This window comes from Paenibacillus sp. S150 (genome assembly GCF_019352175.1).
Taxonomy (GTDB): Bacteria; Bacillota; Bacilli; order Paenibacillales; family Paenibacillaceae; genus Paenibacillus_AQ.
In genome coordinates this window covers 157,490-172,656 of the sequence record NZ_JACBYI010000007.1, presented here as the reverse complement: position 1 = coordinate 172,656, position 15,167 = coordinate 157,490, and the positions used below count along the sequence as shown (strand labels likewise).

The window sequence follows — 15,167 nt, the reverse complement described above, 5'->3', positions numbered from 1 at the left end:
TATTGAGCATTAGACCTGAAGAGATCAGCAGTTTGATCAAAAGTCAAATTGAGCAATATAAAGCCGATATCGAAGTTGCCGAAATCGGCACCGTCATTCAAGTCGGCGACGGTATCGCCCGTGTCTACGGTCTGGAAAACGCGATGGCAGGGGAACTGCTGGAGTTCTCCAACGGAGTAGTGGGCATGGCGCTCAACCTGGAAGAAAGCAACGTCGGTGTTGTTATCCTGGGTGAGTACACAGCAATTCGTGAAGGCGACCAAGTAAAGCGCACGGGACAAATTATGCAGGTTCCAGTTGGCGAAGCCCTGCTGGGCCGCGTGGTAAACCCGCTGGGTCAGCCGCTGGACGGCAAAGGCCCGATTGCAACAACTGAATTCCGCCCTGTAGAAAATAATGCACCTGGTGTTATCGACCGTAAATCGGTCCATGAGCCAATGCAGACCGGTCTTAAAGCCATCGACGCGATGGTGCCAATCGGCCGCGGACAACGCGAGCTCATCATTGGTGACCGTCAAACGGGGAAAACGGCAATTGCAATCGATGCGATTATCAACCAGAAGGGCAATGGCATGAAATGTATCTATGTTGCCATTGGCCAGAAGCAATCCACTGTAGCACAGGTTGTTGAAACTCTCCGCCGCCATGGCGCGCTGGATTATACAATTGTTGTAACTGCGTCGGCCTCCGAACCGTCTCCGCTGCTGTATATCGCTCCATACGCAGGCTGCGCAATGGGTGAATACTTCATGTACAAAGGCGAGCATGTTCTTGTTATCTATGATGACCTTTCGAAGCAAGCTTCTGCTTACCGCGAATTGTCCCTGCTGCTCCGCCGTCCACCGGGCCGTGAGGCGTTCCCGGGCGACGTATTCTATCTGCACTCCCGCCTGCTGGAGCGTGCGGCCAAGCTTAGCGATGAGCTTGGCGGCGGTTCATTAACCGCGCTGCCATTCATCGAAACACAGGCCTCCGACGTCTCGGCTTACATTCCTACGAACGTAATCTCGATTACGGACGGTCAAATCTTCCTGGAATCCGATTTGTTCTACTCCGGTCAACGTCCGGCAATCAACGTGGGTATTTCTGTATCCCGTGTTGGCGGTTCGGCGCAGATCAAAGCGATGAAGAAGGTTGCCGGCTCTCTGCGTTTGGATTTGGCGCAATACCGCGAACTTCAGGCTTTCTCCCAATTTGGTTCCGATCTCGATAAATCTACGCAAGCCCGTCTGAACCGTGGTGCGCGCATGATGGAGATTCTGAAGCAGGGTGTTAACCAGCCGCTTTCCGTTGAACATCAGGTTATCAGCTTATACACCGCTGTCAAAGGACATCTGGATGATATTCCAGTCAAAGACGTAAGACGCTTTGAGAAGGAATTCCTTGCTTATGTGGACAGCAACGCCGGTGCAATCGCACAATCCATCTCTGACACCAAGGATTTGACTGCCGATAACGAAGCTGCCCTTAAGGAAGCTATCGACAAGTTCAAGAGAGGTTTCGCGACCAGCTAAGCGCTGCAGCGGCTCTACTAATGCTCCAAACCCGGGCTTTGGCTCAGCCCAAAGCTCTCGAATAGGCTTGCAAACCGGGCCTTGATTAACGTCAAAGCCCGAAAAATGCTGACGATTCTGCTCTGTTTCGTCAAAGCTCAGATTATGCTTGCGAAGTTAGCTTTATTCGTCAAAGCTCTAAGGTGGTGAAATCATGGCAAGAAGCATGCGTGATATTAAACGTCAAATCAAAAGCGTTCAGAACACCAGACAGATCACTAAAGCCATGGAGATGGTTGCCGCCTCCAAGCTGCGCAAAGCGCAGGAGAAAGCGGAAGCTGCCCGGCCTTATTCGGAGAAGCTGAAAGAGGTCGTAACCAGCATCGCTGCCGGTTCAATGGATGTATCGCATCCGATGCTGGTCAGCCGTCCCGTGAAGAAAACCGCATATCTGATCGTAACCTCCGACCGGGGGCTGGCAGGCGGATACAACGCCAATATCCTGCGTAAAGTGGCGCTGCTGCTGGCGGAGCGCCACAAGTCCCAGGATGAGTATGCTCTGTTCGTTATTGGCCGCAAAGGCCGTGACTTTCTGCGCCGCCGTGAATATCCGATCGTGGAGGAATTAACCGAGCTCTCCGATACACCGAAGTTTGCTGACATCAAGTCGATTGCTTATTCGGCGGTGCAGCAGTTTGAAACAGGTGTATATGACGAACTGTACATCTGCTATAACAAGTTCGTGAATGCAATCAGCCAGGTGCCGACCATAGACCGTTTGCTGCCTATGGAGGCGGTGGAACAGCACGAGAAGAGTTCAGCGGGGGTACATGCAATGTACGAGTATGAGCCTTCAGCGAAAGGCGTACTCGAAGTATTGCTTCCAAAGTATGCGGAAACGTTAATTTACAGCGCGGTTCTGGATGGCAAGGCCAGTGAGCTGGGTGCGAAGATGACAGCGATGGGCAGTGCAACGAAGAACGCGTCCAAAATGATCGGAGAACTTAGACTTACGTATAACCGTGCCCGTCAGGCGGCAATTACGCAGGAAATTACCGAGATCGTAGCCGGAGCGAACGCGCAGTCTTAAAGCTGGATTAGGTTAAGCGCAGCGCTTAACCTTCGGATTATATTTTCACGAGAAACAGGTGCCGTATATGTGAAGGGGATATACCCGCCTATACGGTGCGGTGATTTCTTCTTAATGCAACAGCTTTCGAGGAGGGAAATATTAAGATGAACAAAGGACGCGTTGTAAGCATTATGGGTCCGGTTGTCGATATTGAATTTGAACGCGGCCAGCTGCCCGAGATTTTCAACGCTATCAAGATTGTGACCAGCCTGGAAAACGGGCGCACGATTGATTTGACCCTGGAGGTTTCCAATCACCTGGGTGACAATCTGGTACGTTGCATCGCCATGTCTTCCACAGACGGCCTGGTCCGCGGCTTGGATGCCCTTGACCAGGGCGAACCGATTTCGGTTCCGGTAGGCGCGGCTACTCTGGGACGGGTATTTAACGTTCTGGGCAATCCGATTGATAACGGTGCTGAGGTTGTTGCTGACAGAAATCCGATTCACCGCCTGGCTCCGACATTTGATGAACTGTCGACGCAGGCGGAAATTCTGGAAACCGGGATCAAGGTTATCGACCTTCTGGCCCCATATGCCAAAGGCGGCAAGATCGGCCTCTTCGGCGGTGCCGGTGTAGGCAAAACGGTAACGATCCAGGAACTGATCAACAACATCGCTCAGGAACACGGCGGGATCTCCGTATTCGCGGGTGTTGGCGAACGTACCCGTGAAGGGAATGACCTGTATCATGAAATGACCGATTCCGGCGTAATCAAGAAAACGGCAATGGTATTCGGACAGATGAATGAGCCGCCGGGCGCGCGTCTTCGCGTAGCGCTGACCGGACTGACCATGGCGGAGTATTTCCGCGATGTTGAAGGCCGCGATACGCTGCTCTTTATCGATAACATATTCCGTTTCACCCAAGCGGGTTCAGAAGTATCCGCATTGCTAGGCCGCATGCCTTCTGCCGTAGGTTACCAGCCTACGCTGGCCACAGAAATGGGCCAGCTGCAAGAGCGGATTACCTCCACCAAAAATGGTTCGGTTACCTCCATCCAGGCCATCTACGTGCCGGCGGATGACTACACTGACCCGGCTCCGGCAACGGCGTTTGCCCACTTGGATGCTACGACCAACCTGGAGCGCAAAATCTCCGAAAAAGGTATTTTCCCGGCTGTAGACCCGCTGGCGTCAAGCTCGCGTATCCTGGCACCGGAAATCGTCGGCGACGAGCATTACAACGTGGCACAGGGCGTTAAGCAACTGCTGCAGCGCTACACCGAGCTTCAGGATATTATCGCTATCCTGGGTATGGATGAGCTCAGTGAAGAAGATAAGGTCATTGTAGCCCGTGCCCGCAAGGTTGAACGGTTCCTGTCGCAGCCTTTCCACGTAGCCGAACAATTCACCGGCTTCAAAGGCAAATATGTGCCGATCAAAGAAACCGTACGCAGCTTCAAGGAGATTCTGGAAGGCAAGCATGATGATCTTCCGGAAGCGGCGTTCCTGTTTGTCGGAACGATCGAAGAAGCGGTTGAAAAAGCGAAAACATTGTAACCCTGAACTATGTATAATGCTTTCGATGCGAGCTTTATTCCGTAAAGCTCTGAGGAGGAATGAAAGTGAATACCTTTCTGCTTGAAATTGTCACGCCGGAGCATCTCGTTTACTCCAAGCAGGTCAACAGCCTGACAGTAAAAGGAGCTAATGGCGAACTGGGTATCTTGCCGGGACACATTCCGCTTGTGACTCCACTTCAGGTTGCTCCGATGTTCATTAAAGCGGACGGTGCTACAGTTACGGTCGCTGTTCATGGCGGGTTCCTGGAAGTGCATAAAGACAAGGTGACCGTTCTGGCCGAAAGTGCCGAGCTGCCTACCGAAATCGATGTTGAACGCGCCGAAGCGGCACGGGAACGCGCCCAGCGCCGCCTTCAGACCCGCAGCAAACAGGATGAAATTGATCACCGCCGTGCGGAGCTGGCGCTTCAGCGCGCCGTTACACGGATCAAAGTGTCCACGGGAAAAGGACAGCAATAATGATGACACGGTCAAGCCTGAGGCTTGGCCGTTTTTTGCGGAATACAGGCTTTATCGGCTGCCCGCTATCCATTATCCTTAATATTTCTTGCTGAAACGCCGCAGTCCTTCAACAAGGACGGCCAAGGCATTTCTGCCTGGAAAGTGAACATCTCGCAGACATCGCAGCTCACATAGCCTGAAATGTTTAAAAATTTGTAAAAGTACTGGATTCTTTTCCCCTGCACAAGTATGATATAAGAGTCGATTTCCGAGTAACCTAATACACGGGGGGCTAACATGGATCAAAGGTTATATGATGAGTTGTCAAGCTCAATCGGCAGCAGCAGTTTGATTTCAATGGTCGTTTCTTTATTTTGTATTGCAATATCTTGGTGGGCACTTCAGAACCTTAAGCTCGATCTGGTCATAAGATATCCCAAGAGCCCTCAGGGAAGACTGCTGCATTTATTGCTGGCAATCGTGCTGGGTCACTTCGTTGCCGGGTTTCTGCTGGATTACTTAAGCTGGAGCGGGCAGATCCGCAACATGTTTTAAGAATGGACGCTTTGGTTATATCTGTCTTAGGCCTCAGCGGTAAAAAACATGTCGAATAATACGGTTTTATTATGTCAACACTGATGTTTAAGGGCGTGCCCGCATCTCGGGCGCAGGACAAGGAATTTTAACAACTGAATTCTACACTGGGTAATAATTTCAGAAATAATGGACGCGGAGGGAAACCGAAATGAGCAAATTTATCGTCCGCGGTGGCAACAGATTGACCGGGAGCGTGAAAGTTAGCGGCGCAAAAAATTCCGTACTACCGATCATAGCCGCCTCTCTATTGGCAGAAGAAGGAGTCAGCGTCATTGTGGACGCACCTCCGCTAGACGATGTAATGACCATCAGCAAGGTGCTGGAATCTCTGGGTGCGGGTATTACATATCAGAACGATATCATCAAGGTTGATGCCAGGAGCATCACTTCCTGTGAAGCACCATATGAATGGGTAAGAAAAATGCGGGCTTCTTTTTTGGTGATGGGCCCTCTTTTGTCCAGACTGGGGCAGACACGGATTTCTTTGCCTGGCGGCTGCGCCATCGGTACAAGACCGATTGACCAGCATCTGAAGGGATTTGAAGCACTCGGTGCCGAGATCAGCTTGGGCCACGGGTACATTGAAGCGAAATCAAACGGGCGGCTGCGCGGAGCCAAGGTGTATCTGGATGTGGCGAGCGTAGGAGCGACCGAAAACATAATGATGGCGGCGGCACTCGCCGAAGGCGTTACTGTAATTGAGAATGCGGCAAAAGAGCCGGAAATTGTGGATTTGGCCAACTACCTGAACGGGATGGGCGGAGTTGTGCGCGGAGCGGGAACCGGAGTCATTCGCATCGAAGGCGTTGAACGTCTGCATGGCGTGAAGCACCATGTGATTCCTGACCGGATTGAAGCGGGCACCTACATGGCGGCTGCGGCGATTACAGGCGGGGATGTGTACGTGGAAGGCGCAATTGCGGACCACCTGGGCCCTGTGATTGCCAAAATGGAAGAGATGGGCGTTACCATTATACCGGATGAAAACGGTGTGCGGGTAATCAGCGACAAGCCGCTTAAGGCTGTGGATTTGAAGACATTGCCTTACCCTGGTTTTCCTACCGACATGCAGTCGCAAATGATGGCGCTGCTGCTCCGTTCGGAAGGCACCAGCGTTGTAACCGAGACGGTATTTGAGAACCGGTTTATGCATGTGGATGAGTTCCACAACATGAATGCCGAGATCAAGATTGAAGGCCGCTCCGCAATTGTGACCGGCAATGCCCAGTTAGTCGGCGCCAAAGTGTGTGCTACAGATCTCCGCGCGGGCGCTGCGCTGATTCTGGCAGGACTTGTTGCCGAAGGCACAACGGAAGTCAGCGGAACCCATCACATCGACCGTGGCTATGTGCATCTGGCCGAGAAGCTGTCGGGTCTTGGTGCGGACATATGGCGGATTTCCATGGAAGAATCTGAAGCAGCAGCTGCAGTGAAGGAAGAATTGCCCAAGCCGGAAACGGCCAGAAATGAATCCTTTAAGGGCGAAGAGGTTAAACCCCGCTTTCAGATCCAGCCAACCTGGGTATAATTGCAGATCATAAAGCATAAAGGCCATGCCCCTTTGCGGGCGGCCTTTTTTGAAATATAAGAATTTATATGTTTCACGTCATCAATTATCCTTCTATTTTTGGAGAAACGGATACCGCCTCTTTCAGAGGACGGCGAAGCCGTTTTTCTTATTTGCGCAAAGTTAGGAAGAACTCTCTTTCTCTCAATTTGGCGTTCTAGCAGTTGCCGGAAATTCATATCTATAAGAATCAACGGTGACTGTAGGAGGGAGATATAGAGATGAAAGATTACCGCTACCTGCTGCGGCGGATACTGAACCCGCCGCGCCGCACCGTGCGCGCGCGGCGCGCGAAGCCCCCGCTCAGGCGGCTGGCGCCCGCCGCCTGGCTCGCAGCGCCCCTGCTGGCGGCGCTGCTGCTGCCGCTGGCCGTTGTCCCGCTGCGCGGAGGACAACCGGCGCCGCCGGCCGTGCCGCAGGCCACGGCCTCCCCGGCGCCGCCGGGAGCGGCTGCGGAGGAAGCCCCGCAGCCGCAGGTCTCCGTCTATTTGTCGCATAGCGGACAAATCGAGACATTGCCGCTGGAGGACTACGTCAGCGGCGTGGTGGCGGCCGAGATGCCGGCCGACTTTGAGCTGGAGGCGCTCAAAGCGCAAGCCGTCGCGGCGCGCACCTTCATTGTCCGCCGCCTGCTGGCCGGCGACAGAAGCGGCGTGCCCGTTCCGGGCGCGGATGTGACGGATACAGTAAGCCATCAGGCTTATGTATCCGGGGACGTGCTGGAACGGGAGTGGGCGCACGGCGGCAAGAGCGCCGGGCTGGCTAAGGTCCGCCGCGCGGTCCTGGAGACGCGCGGGGTGGTCATGACCTACCAGGGGCAGCCGATTACGGCTTCCTTCTTCGCCTCCAGCGGTGGCTATACCGAAAATTCGGAAGACTACTGGAGTTCGGCTGTACCTTACCTGCGGAGTGTGGCCAGCCCATGGGATCAGCAAATTACGCCAAATCTGGCGGTGACATATACGTTCTCGAATTCGGAACTGATAGAGAAGCTGGGCCTTGCGGACATAATCCTGCCCGCGTCGGGAGATGTGGCGGCTTCTTCCCTGGCGAAGCCGGTCACCTCGTCCACCTCATCAGGACTGCCTGTAGAAGTATTGTCTTTGACAGCCGGACACCGGGTGAAGGAAATATCCATCGGGGGCACGGTGTTCACCGGACGGGAGGTCCGCGAGAAGCTGGGGCTGCGTTCCAGCCAGTTCACCTGGAAGCGGCAGGGCGGCAAAGTTCAGATTACCACTTATGGAAACGGACATGGCGTCGGCATGAGCCAATGGGGGGCCAACGGCATGGCCAAGGGGGGGAGTACTGCTACGCAAATTCTCAAACACTACTACAGCGGGATCTCTTTTAACCAAGTCTCAACTCTCCTGAAAAAATAACTTGAAAGATACGTATAAAAGCGAAGCGCCCGGTAACACTGGTTACTGAGGTGATAAGCATATGAATGAACAAGACAAAAACAAAACAAACCATGATGAATCTCTCAAAAATAAGCAGGGAGATTCAGGCGCACAGCCTTCTTCATGGAACAGACTGTTATCTAAACGGTGGGTATTTCCGGCAGTCTACACGGCGGCAGCGGCAATTATACTAACCTTGGTGTGGGTCTATCAGGACGCAGGCCAGAAGCCGCTGAATCCGGACACCGCCGCCGTTGTTTCACAGGAAGCCGCAGGCACGGGTACTGAAGCAGGAGTAGGCGCAGGCACGGATGACCCTGCAGCACTTGAAGTTGTTGCTTCGGCAGAGAGCCTGGCTTGGCCGGTAGCCAGCCCGGCAGATGTAGAAGTGGTTAAGCCGTTCTATGACGAGAATGGAACAGAAGAGAATCATGTGGCGGCCATGGTGCAGTATAATGACACCTTCGTTCCAAACGTCGGTATCGATATTGCCCGTGAAGACAATCAGACGTTCGATGTAAAAGCCGCACTCAGCGGTGAAGTCACCCGGGTTGAAGATGTTCCGGTATTCGGCAAGGTTGTTGAGGTTACAAGTGCAGGCAATTTGAAGACCGTCTACCAAAGCCTCGGCGAGACCAAGGTGAAGCAAGGCGATGAAGTGAAGCAGGGCGACACGCTGGCAACCGCCGGACGCAGCGAGATCGAGAAGAATCTTGGCAACCATGTGCACTTCGAAGTGTACGAGGATGGCAAGGTAGTCAATCCTTCGGATTTGCTGCCGCAGCGCTAAAGCTTAAAATTCCACAGGGGGCCTGAGCCTCCTGTTTTTTTATTTACCGGGAGCGCATATTTCAGCTTTTCACCGAAATATGGGCCTTTTTAGGTTGTCCAGGAAATAAAATGAGCCTTCCGAAGCTTGTCACGTCCTGAAAGCGCGAATATATAGGCCCGCCCCTCATATAATGTACCAAACTATCCACAGTTGGGAGGCGGGAGCGTGCACGATTACATCAAGGAACGGACGATTAAGATCGGACGCTGCATCGTGGAAACCAGGCATACGGTCCGGACCATAGCCAAGGAATTTGGCGTTTCGAAGAGCACGGTGCATAAAGATTTAACGGAGCGTTTGCCCGAGATCAACCCTGATCTGGCCGATCAGGTGAAGCACATTCTCGAATATCACAAATCGATTCGCCATCTTCGGGGGGGAGAAGCCACAAAAATTAAATATAAGAAAACGACGGGAAAAAAGCGCGAGGTTGCCGTAGCATCGAAGCCATAAGATTTTCGGATTTTAAGAAATAATTCAGTTTTATTACATTGTATCCTTCCCCTAAAGTATGGTATTTTTAAATTTGGGACTAACTAACTATTTTTCTTATTCAAGAAAAAACGGCTGCGCCGTCCATCCAAGGACGGTATCCGTTCCGGCGGGAAATAGAAGGTTAAAGTATATTGTGAAACGTATACTTTCTTATATTTTAAAATAACACTTTGGGGGCTCTTTCATTATGCTTAGCAAGGATATCGGAATCGATCTCGGCACGGCCAATGTGCTCATTCATGTCAAGGGAAGGGGAGTCGTTCTGGATGAGCCCTCCGTGGTCACGCTCGAAAGTGATACGAAGAGAGTCCTTGCAGTAGGCGAACAAGCGCGTCGTATGGTAGGGCGCACACCTGGAAATATCACAACGATCCGTCCGCTTAGGGATGGTGTCATTGCGGATTTTGCAATTACGGAAATGATGCTGAAGTATTTCATTGACCGCGTAGGCGGCCGTACCTGGTACGCAAGGCCCCGTATTTTGATCTGCGCCCCCACCAATATTACCTCCGTTGAACAGAAAGCGATCCGGGAAGCGGCCGAACGCAGCGGGGCCAAGGAAGTTTTTATGGAAGAAGAGCCCAAAGCCGCAGCAATCGGCGCGGGCATGGACATTTATCAGCCAAGCGGAAATATGGTCGTCGACATTGGCGGCGGAACGACGGATGTAGCCGTGCTGTCCATGGGCGACGTCGTTACCGCCTCCTCGATCAAAGTGGCAGGGGACAAGTTCGACGAGGCCATTTTAAGATATATTAAACAGAAGTACAAGCTCTTGATTGGTGAGCGAACGGCAGAGGATATCAAGGTAACCATCGGCTCGGTCCGTCCGGGCGGCATGAAGTCCGAGATGGATATTCGCGGACGGGATATGGTAAGCGGACTTCCCCAGACGCTGACCATTTCTTCCGGCGAGGTGAAGGAAGCGCTGTGGGACCCGGTTTCCTCCATCGTGGCTGCGGCCAAGTCAGTGCTGGAGCGCACACCGCCGGAGCTTTCAGCGGACATTATCGACCGTGGAGTCGTATTAACCGGCGGAGGCGCGCTGCTTAACGGATTGGACGAGCTGCTCTCTGAAGAGCTGCATGTTCCGGTGTGGGTGGCGGAGGATCCGATGCATTGTGTGGTTAAGGGAACCGGGATTATGCTGGATCATTTGGACAAGAGCGTTAAGAAAAAATTCTAAGCCGCCGATAATAAGGTTAACAGCACAATCAGGAAGGGGACTAACCCTCATGCTTAGAGGATTATATACGGCCGCTGCCGGAATGGTAACGCAGCAGCGCAGACATGATACAGCGACGCAGAACATTGCCAATTTGAACACAACAGGGTACAAGCAGGTTGACAGCGTCAGCCATGCTTTTCCGGAAGTGCTTGTCTCCGCAATGAGCGGCGGCACCATCAAGCCCGTGGGCAAGATGAACACAGGTGTGTTTGCCGAACAGTCCGTCTCCCAATATTTACAGGGGGATCTTATTGAAAGCGGAAAGCCTGCCGATTTTGCGTTATCTACGGATCTGCAGGTGGCAGACCCGGCTACAGGCACCAATATTAATTTTGACGGCTCGGGCAAATACGTAAGCGCGGATGGCGAGGTAATATACCGGCCCCAGGCTTTTTTTACGGTTCAGGATAATGACGGCAATAATCTATATACACGCAACGGCAGCTTCACCGTAGGTCCTGCGGGAGAAGTGCTCAGCTCGGGCGGATTTAGGGTGCTTGACAGCAATGGCAACCCGCTCATCTTGACAGTTCCGCAGGACAATCTTAAAGTAGACGGACAGGGGAATGTATTGGATCCTGCGACGGGGCTGCCTTCCGGAAGCCAAATTGGCGTCAGTGTGGTTACAAGACCGCAGGAATTGGTGCGTGACGGCAACGGCGTATTCCACGCTGAAGATGTGGACAATGCGGAAATCCGCTTCGCCAATGCGGCGGACAATCTGCAGGTGCGGCAAGGTTATCTGGAGAATTCCAACGTCGATGCGACGCAGGTGACGGTGGATTTGAACGCGGCCTACCGGGCGTATGAAGCAAATCAGAAGGTAATTCAGTTTTATGACAGCAGCCTGCAGAAGGCTGTAAATGAAGTCGGCAGAGTATAGGACAGGAGGAGTGACCCGTGAATAATTCAACAATTGGCGCAGCCGTCTCTATGTCCAGCCTCCAGCAGCGTCTGGATATTATCGCCGACAATATCGCCAACATGAACACCGACGGCTATAAGAGCAAGGAAGGCTCCTTTGAGGATGTGCTGACCCGTGTTCAGCAGCAATCCAAGGATTATGATCAGCCGGGCCGCAGCACACCGCTTGGCTTTAATATCGGCTTTGGGGTGCGTGTGGCTTCGATTTCCAGAAACTGGGAGGAAGGCGCTCTTCGGGAGACGGGAAATCCTACTGATCTGGCCATTCAGGGCAACGGATTATTTGGGGTTCAGGTGAATGGTGCAACTGCCTACACCCGCCAGGGAGATTTCCACTTTGTGCCTGACAGCGCCAATGCTGATAACATGATGCTGGTGGACAATACAGGCAATCCTGTGCTGGACACAGATGGCAATCCGTTGACTGTTCCGGCGAATGTAAGTGCCGCAATTGATGAGAACGGCCGGGTGCTGACCAAGACAGATGAGAACTCGCCTGTTCAGGTAGCAGGTACCATAATGATTGTAGAACCTTTCAGCAAGAGCTCTCTTCAGGCAGTGGACGGGAATTTCTATGTGCTTGCTGACGGAGTTACGACTCAGCAGGCTTTCAAAGCGGCTGGTGAGCCTTCTACAGTAGGCGTACGGGCCGGATATCTGGAGCAGTCCAATGTGGATCTCAGCAAGGAAATGACGGAAATGATGCAAATTCAGCGCACGTATCAGCTCGCCGCCCGGGCACTCTCCTCCAGTGATCAGATGCTTGGTCTGGCCAATAACATGCGCGGGTAGGTGAAGGAATGGCTCGTCAAAATAACAGGAAGCCGGAAGCAGCGGAAGAAGAGAAACAGCAGCAGCCTGTACGGCGCCGTAAAATCTCTGCATGGACAATTGTTCAGTGGTTTCTGATTCCATTGCTGCTTGTGGCAGCGTTGTCCGGTGGCCTGGTCACCGGTTACGTTGTACTGGGAAAAAAAGAATTCAGCGATGTGCTTCTGTGGAGCACCTGGAAGCATGTTTATGATTTGGTGTTTGCACCATAACTCAGCAGTAATTTTGAACTCCCTTGTTATACAGGGGAGTTTTCTTTTTTATACTGGAAAATGTATAATGATGGAGGCCCCTGAGAGCAAAAAGGGCCCTCTCCGCCATGCTGCCGTGATCGGCGGAGAAAGCCCCTTATCTCAACCTCCACTGCTGCAGGTGGTGAAGGATATTATAGTTTTTGCCGAAGCTGTCCATATTTATGCAGGTCGGTGAAGAATAAAACAAAAACGCTGCAGCGGCAGATAATGTACTAAGATGCGGTTTATATCCGAAAGGAGCTTTGTATCCATGATGAATATCAATGAAATTCAAGAAATAATCCCCCACCGGCCTCCATTTCTGCTGGTGGACAAAATTACCGAAATAGAAATGGGCAAACGGGCAGTGGGCATCAAGAATGTAACGGTGAATGAGCCTTTTTTTGCTGGCCATTTCCCGGGGTATCCGGTTATGCCGGGTGTACTGATCACCGAAGCGCTGGCGCAGGTTGGCGCCGTGGCCATTCTTGGCTTGGAAGCCAACAAGGGGAAGATCGGCTTTCTGGCAGGCTTGGACGGATTCCGTTTCCGCGGCCAGGTTGTTCCGGGAGACACGCTTGTGCTTGAAGTAGAGATTACCCGCCTCAAGGGCAGCATCGGCAAAGGCCAGGCTGCCGCGAAGGTGGAGGGCAAAGTGGTGGCCTCCGGGGAAATTATGTTCGCACTCAGCTAGGACCTGTTATACAATCATATATCATAAATGGAGAAGGAGAGATTGGATATGACTCAATTAAGCCCGAAAGCCGCAGAAACACTGGCACGCTGGCTGCAGGACCCAGCCGTTGACGAGAGTACGAAGTCAGAACTGAACCTTCTTGCGAACGAACCGCAGGAGCTCGAAGAACGCTTTTACAGGGACCTGGAGTTCGGCACTGGCGGTTTGCGCGGCGTTATCGGTGCAGGCAGCAACCGGATTAATAAGTATACCGTGGGCAGAGCGACCCAGGGCTTCGCCAATTATATTATTGAGCAGCATACCGGTGAAGGCAGGCCTTCTGTGGTAATCGCTCATGACTCCCGCCGCTTCTCTCCGGAGTTCACGCTTGAGGCTGCGCTGGTATTGGCCGGGAACGGCATTGAAGCCCATCTGTTCACATCTCTGCGCTCCACCCCCCAGTTGTCCTTTACCGTGCGCCATTTGAAGGCTACTGGAGGCATTGTAATTACGGCAAGCCATAATCCCCCGGAGTACAATGGCTACAAAGTGTATAATGCCGAAGGTGGACAGCTTGTACCGGATGAGGCTGAAAAGGTTATTTCCCATATTATGGATGTCGATTCCTTTAATGGCGTAAAGCGCATGTCTCAAGAGGAGGCGGAGGCAGGAGGGCTGCTGCACTGGCTTACCGAACGGGAAGATGAAGCGTTCACTGATACGGTAGCTGCTGTCAGTGTTGCCCGTGAAGAGATTGCCTCCACGCTGGGACATGATTTCAAAATTGTCTATACACCGCTGCACGGGACAGGCAATCTGCCGGTGCGCAGCGTTCTGAAGAAAATCGGCTTCACCCAGGTGCATGTGGTTCCTGAGCAGGAACAGCCGGATTCGGAATTCTCCACTGTGAAGTCACCCAATCCTGAAGAACGCGAGGCCTTCACTCTGGCAATGAAGCTGGGCGAGGATCTCGGCGCTGACCTGCTGATCGGTACGGATCCGGATGCAGACAGGATGGGCGCCGTCGTACGTGACAATGAAGGCAAGTTCGTCGTACTCTCCGGTAATCAATCCGGCGCGCTGATGATTCATTACTACTTAAGCCGCCTGCAGGAGCTGGGCAAGCTGCCAAGCAACGGCGCAGTTGTCAAGACGATTGTAACAAGTGAAATGGGCGCGGCTGTTGCCGAGCATTACGGGGCTACCGTATTTAATACGCTTACCGGGTTCAAATATATCGGTGAAAAAATGACCCAGTTCCAGCAGTCCGGTGAATATACCTATCTGTTCGGCTATGAGGAGAGCTATGGCTACCTTGCCGGCAATTATGCGCGTGACAAGGATGCCGTGCTTGCTTCCATGCTGATTGCCGAAGCGGGCGCTTATTACAAAGCCCAAGGCAAAACACTGTATGATGTGCTGCAGGAGCTGTACGAGCAGTTCGGTTATTTCCTGGAAAGCCTGGAATCACGCACATTGAAGGGTAAAGACGGTGTGGCGCAAATTCAAGGGATTATGAATGACTGGCGCAGCAATCCTCCGCAGGAAATTGCGGGTGCCGCAGTATCCCAGGTTCTGGATTATTCGCTCGGCCTGAACGGTCTCCCGAAAGAAAATGTGCTGAAATACCTGCTGTCCGACGGTTCCTGGTTCTGCTTGCGCCCATCGGGCACTGAGCCGAAGATTAAAGTTTATTTTGCAGTGCGCGGAGAATCGCTCCAGAACGCCAAGGATAAGGTCGCTACGCTCACACAGCAGGTTATGTCCCGAGTTGACGGGAAATAAATAAT

The 15,167-nt window shown here is 52.7% G+C and carries 15 protein-coding genes; all 15 read left to right on the top strand.

Annotated features, from left to right (window positions below; genetic code table 11):
• Positions 1-2 precede the first annotated feature (2 nt).
• On the top strand, positions 3-1,514 hold the full coding sequence (gene atpA, locus HYD27_RS09970) for a F0F1 ATP synthase subunit alpha (protein ID WP_219214337.1): 1,512 nt from the start codon (positions 3-5) through the stop codon (positions 1,512-1,514).
• A 193-nt stretch (positions 1,515-1,707) separates the two neighbouring features.
• Positions 1,708-2,583, top strand: coding sequence for an ATP synthase F1 subunit gamma (gene atpG, locus HYD27_RS09965; protein ID WP_219214334.1), 876 nt, complete (start codon positions 1,708-1,710; stop codon positions 2,581-2,583).
• A gap of 146 nt (positions 2,584-2,729) precedes the next feature.
• Positions 2,730-4,127: a F0F1 ATP synthase subunit beta gene (gene atpD / locus HYD27_RS09960; protein WP_219214331.1), complete on the top strand. Its 1,398-nt coding sequence runs from the start codon at positions 2,730-2,732 to the stop codon at positions 4,125-4,127.
• Between the two features lie 65 nt (positions 4,128-4,192).
• Positions 4,193-4,609 (top strand): F0F1 ATP synthase subunit epsilon, encoded by a 417-nt coding sequence (locus HYD27_RS09955; RefSeq protein ID WP_219214329.1) that lies wholly within the window; start codon positions 4,193-4,195, stop codon positions 4,607-4,609.
• Between the two features lie 279 nt (positions 4,610-4,888).
• Positions 4,889-5,146 carry a DUF1146 family protein gene (locus tag HYD27_RS09950; RefSeq protein ID WP_219214326.1) on the top strand — a complete coding sequence of 86 codons (258 nt, stop codon included), beginning with the start codon at positions 4,889-4,891 and terminating at the stop codon, positions 5,144-5,146.
• A gap of 190 nt (positions 5,147-5,336) precedes the next feature.
• Positions 5,337-6,716 carry a UDP-N-acetylglucosamine 1-carboxyvinyltransferase gene (gene murA / locus HYD27_RS09945; RefSeq protein ID WP_219214324.1) on the top strand — a complete coding sequence of 460 codons (1,380 nt, stop codon included), beginning with the start codon at positions 5,337-5,339 and terminating at the stop codon, positions 6,714-6,716.
• Positions 6,717-6,976: 260 nt separating this feature from the next.
• The gene (gene spoIID / locus HYD27_RS09940) at positions 6,977-8,137 is read left to right on the top strand and encodes a stage II sporulation protein D (RefSeq protein ID WP_219214321.1); all 1,161 of its coding nucleotides are present in this window, start codon (positions 6,977-6,979) and stop codon (positions 8,135-8,137) included.
• A gap of 61 nt (positions 8,138-8,198) precedes the next feature.
• Positions 8,199-8,948 (top strand): M23 family metallopeptidase, encoded by a 750-nt coding sequence (locus HYD27_RS09935; RefSeq protein ID WP_219214318.1) that lies wholly within the window; start codon positions 8,199-8,201, stop codon positions 8,946-8,948.
• Positions 8,949-9,155: 207 nt separating this feature from the next.
• On the top strand, positions 9,156-9,443 hold the full coding sequence (spoIIID, locus tag HYD27_RS09930; RefSeq protein WP_019915029.1) for a sporulation transcriptional regulator SpoIIID: 288 nt from the start codon (positions 9,156-9,158) through the stop codon (positions 9,441-9,443).
• 229 nt (positions 9,444-9,672) lie between these two features.
• Entirely contained in the window at positions 9,673-10,671 is a 999-nt protein-coding gene (mreB, locus tag HYD27_RS09925) for a rod shape-determining protein (RefSeq protein ID WP_219214317.1), read from the top strand.
• 49 nt (positions 10,672-10,720) lie between these two features.
• Entirely contained in the window at positions 10,721-11,596 is an 876-nt protein-coding gene (locus tag HYD27_RS09920; protein WP_219214315.1) for a flagellar hook-basal body protein, read from the top strand.
• 17 nt (positions 11,597-11,613) lie between these two features.
• Positions 11,614-12,429, top strand: coding sequence for a flagellar hook-basal body protein (locus HYD27_RS09915; protein ID WP_219214313.1), 816 nt, complete (start codon positions 11,614-11,616; stop codon positions 12,427-12,429).
• Between the two features lie 8 nt (positions 12,430-12,437).
• The gene (locus HYD27_RS09910) at positions 12,438-12,680 is read left to right on the top strand and encodes a DNA-directed RNA polymerase subunit beta (RefSeq protein WP_219214311.1); all 243 of its coding nucleotides are present in this window, start codon (positions 12,438-12,440) and stop codon (positions 12,678-12,680) included.
• A 292-nt stretch (positions 12,681-12,972) separates the two neighbouring features.
• On the top strand, positions 12,973-13,395 hold the full coding sequence (fabZ, locus tag HYD27_RS09905) for a 3-hydroxyacyl-ACP dehydratase FabZ (RefSeq protein ID WP_219214309.1): 423 nt from the start codon (positions 12,973-12,975) through the stop codon (positions 13,393-13,395).
• 48 nt (positions 13,396-13,443) lie between these two features.
• The gene (locus HYD27_RS09900; RefSeq protein WP_219214307.1) at positions 13,444-15,162 is read left to right on the top strand and encodes a phospho-sugar mutase; all 1,719 of its coding nucleotides are present in this window, start codon (positions 13,444-13,446) and stop codon (positions 15,160-15,162) included.
• Positions 15,163-15,167: the final 5 nt, after the last annotated feature.

Excerpts from the sequence above, each read along its gene's own strand:
- atpG (WP_219214334.1), top strand. The coding sequence starts at position 1,708 with ATGGCAAGAAGCATGCGTGATATTAAACGTCAAATCAAAAGCGTTCAG.
- atpD (WP_219214331.1), top strand. The coding sequence starts at position 2,730 with ATGAACAAAGGACGCGTTGTAAGCATTATGGGTCCGGTTGTCGATATT.
- HYD27_RS09950 (WP_219214326.1), top strand. The coding sequence starts at position 4,889 with ATGGATCAAAGGTTATATGATGAGTTGTCAAGCTCAATCGGCAGCAGC.
- murA (WP_219214324.1), top strand. The coding sequence starts at position 5,337 with ATGAGCAAATTTATCGTCCGCGGTGGCAACAGATTGACCGGGAGCGTG.
- spoIID (WP_219214321.1), top strand. The coding sequence starts at position 6,977 with ATGAAAGATTACCGCTACCTGCTGCGGCGGATACTGAACCCGCCGCGC.
- HYD27_RS09935 (WP_219214318.1), top strand. The coding sequence starts at position 8,199 with ATGAATGAACAAGACAAAAACAAAACAAACCATGATGAATCTCTCAAA.
- mreB (WP_219214317.1), top strand. The coding sequence starts at position 9,673 with ATGCTTAGCAAGGATATCGGAATCGATCTCGGCACGGCCAATGTGCTC.
- HYD27_RS09920 (WP_219214315.1), top strand. The coding sequence starts at position 10,721 with ATGCTTAGAGGATTATATACGGCCGCTGCCGGAATGGTAACGCAGCAG.
- HYD27_RS09910 (WP_219214311.1), top strand. The coding sequence starts at position 12,438 with ATGGCTCGTCAAAATAACAGGAAGCCGGAAGCAGCGGAAGAAGAGAAA.
- fabZ (WP_219214309.1), top strand. The coding sequence starts at position 12,973 with ATGATGAATATCAATGAAATTCAAGAAATAATCCCCCACCGGCCTCCA.
- HYD27_RS09900 (WP_219214307.1), top strand. The coding sequence starts at position 13,444 with ATGACTCAATTAAGCCCGAAAGCCGCAGAAACACTGGCACGCTGGCTG.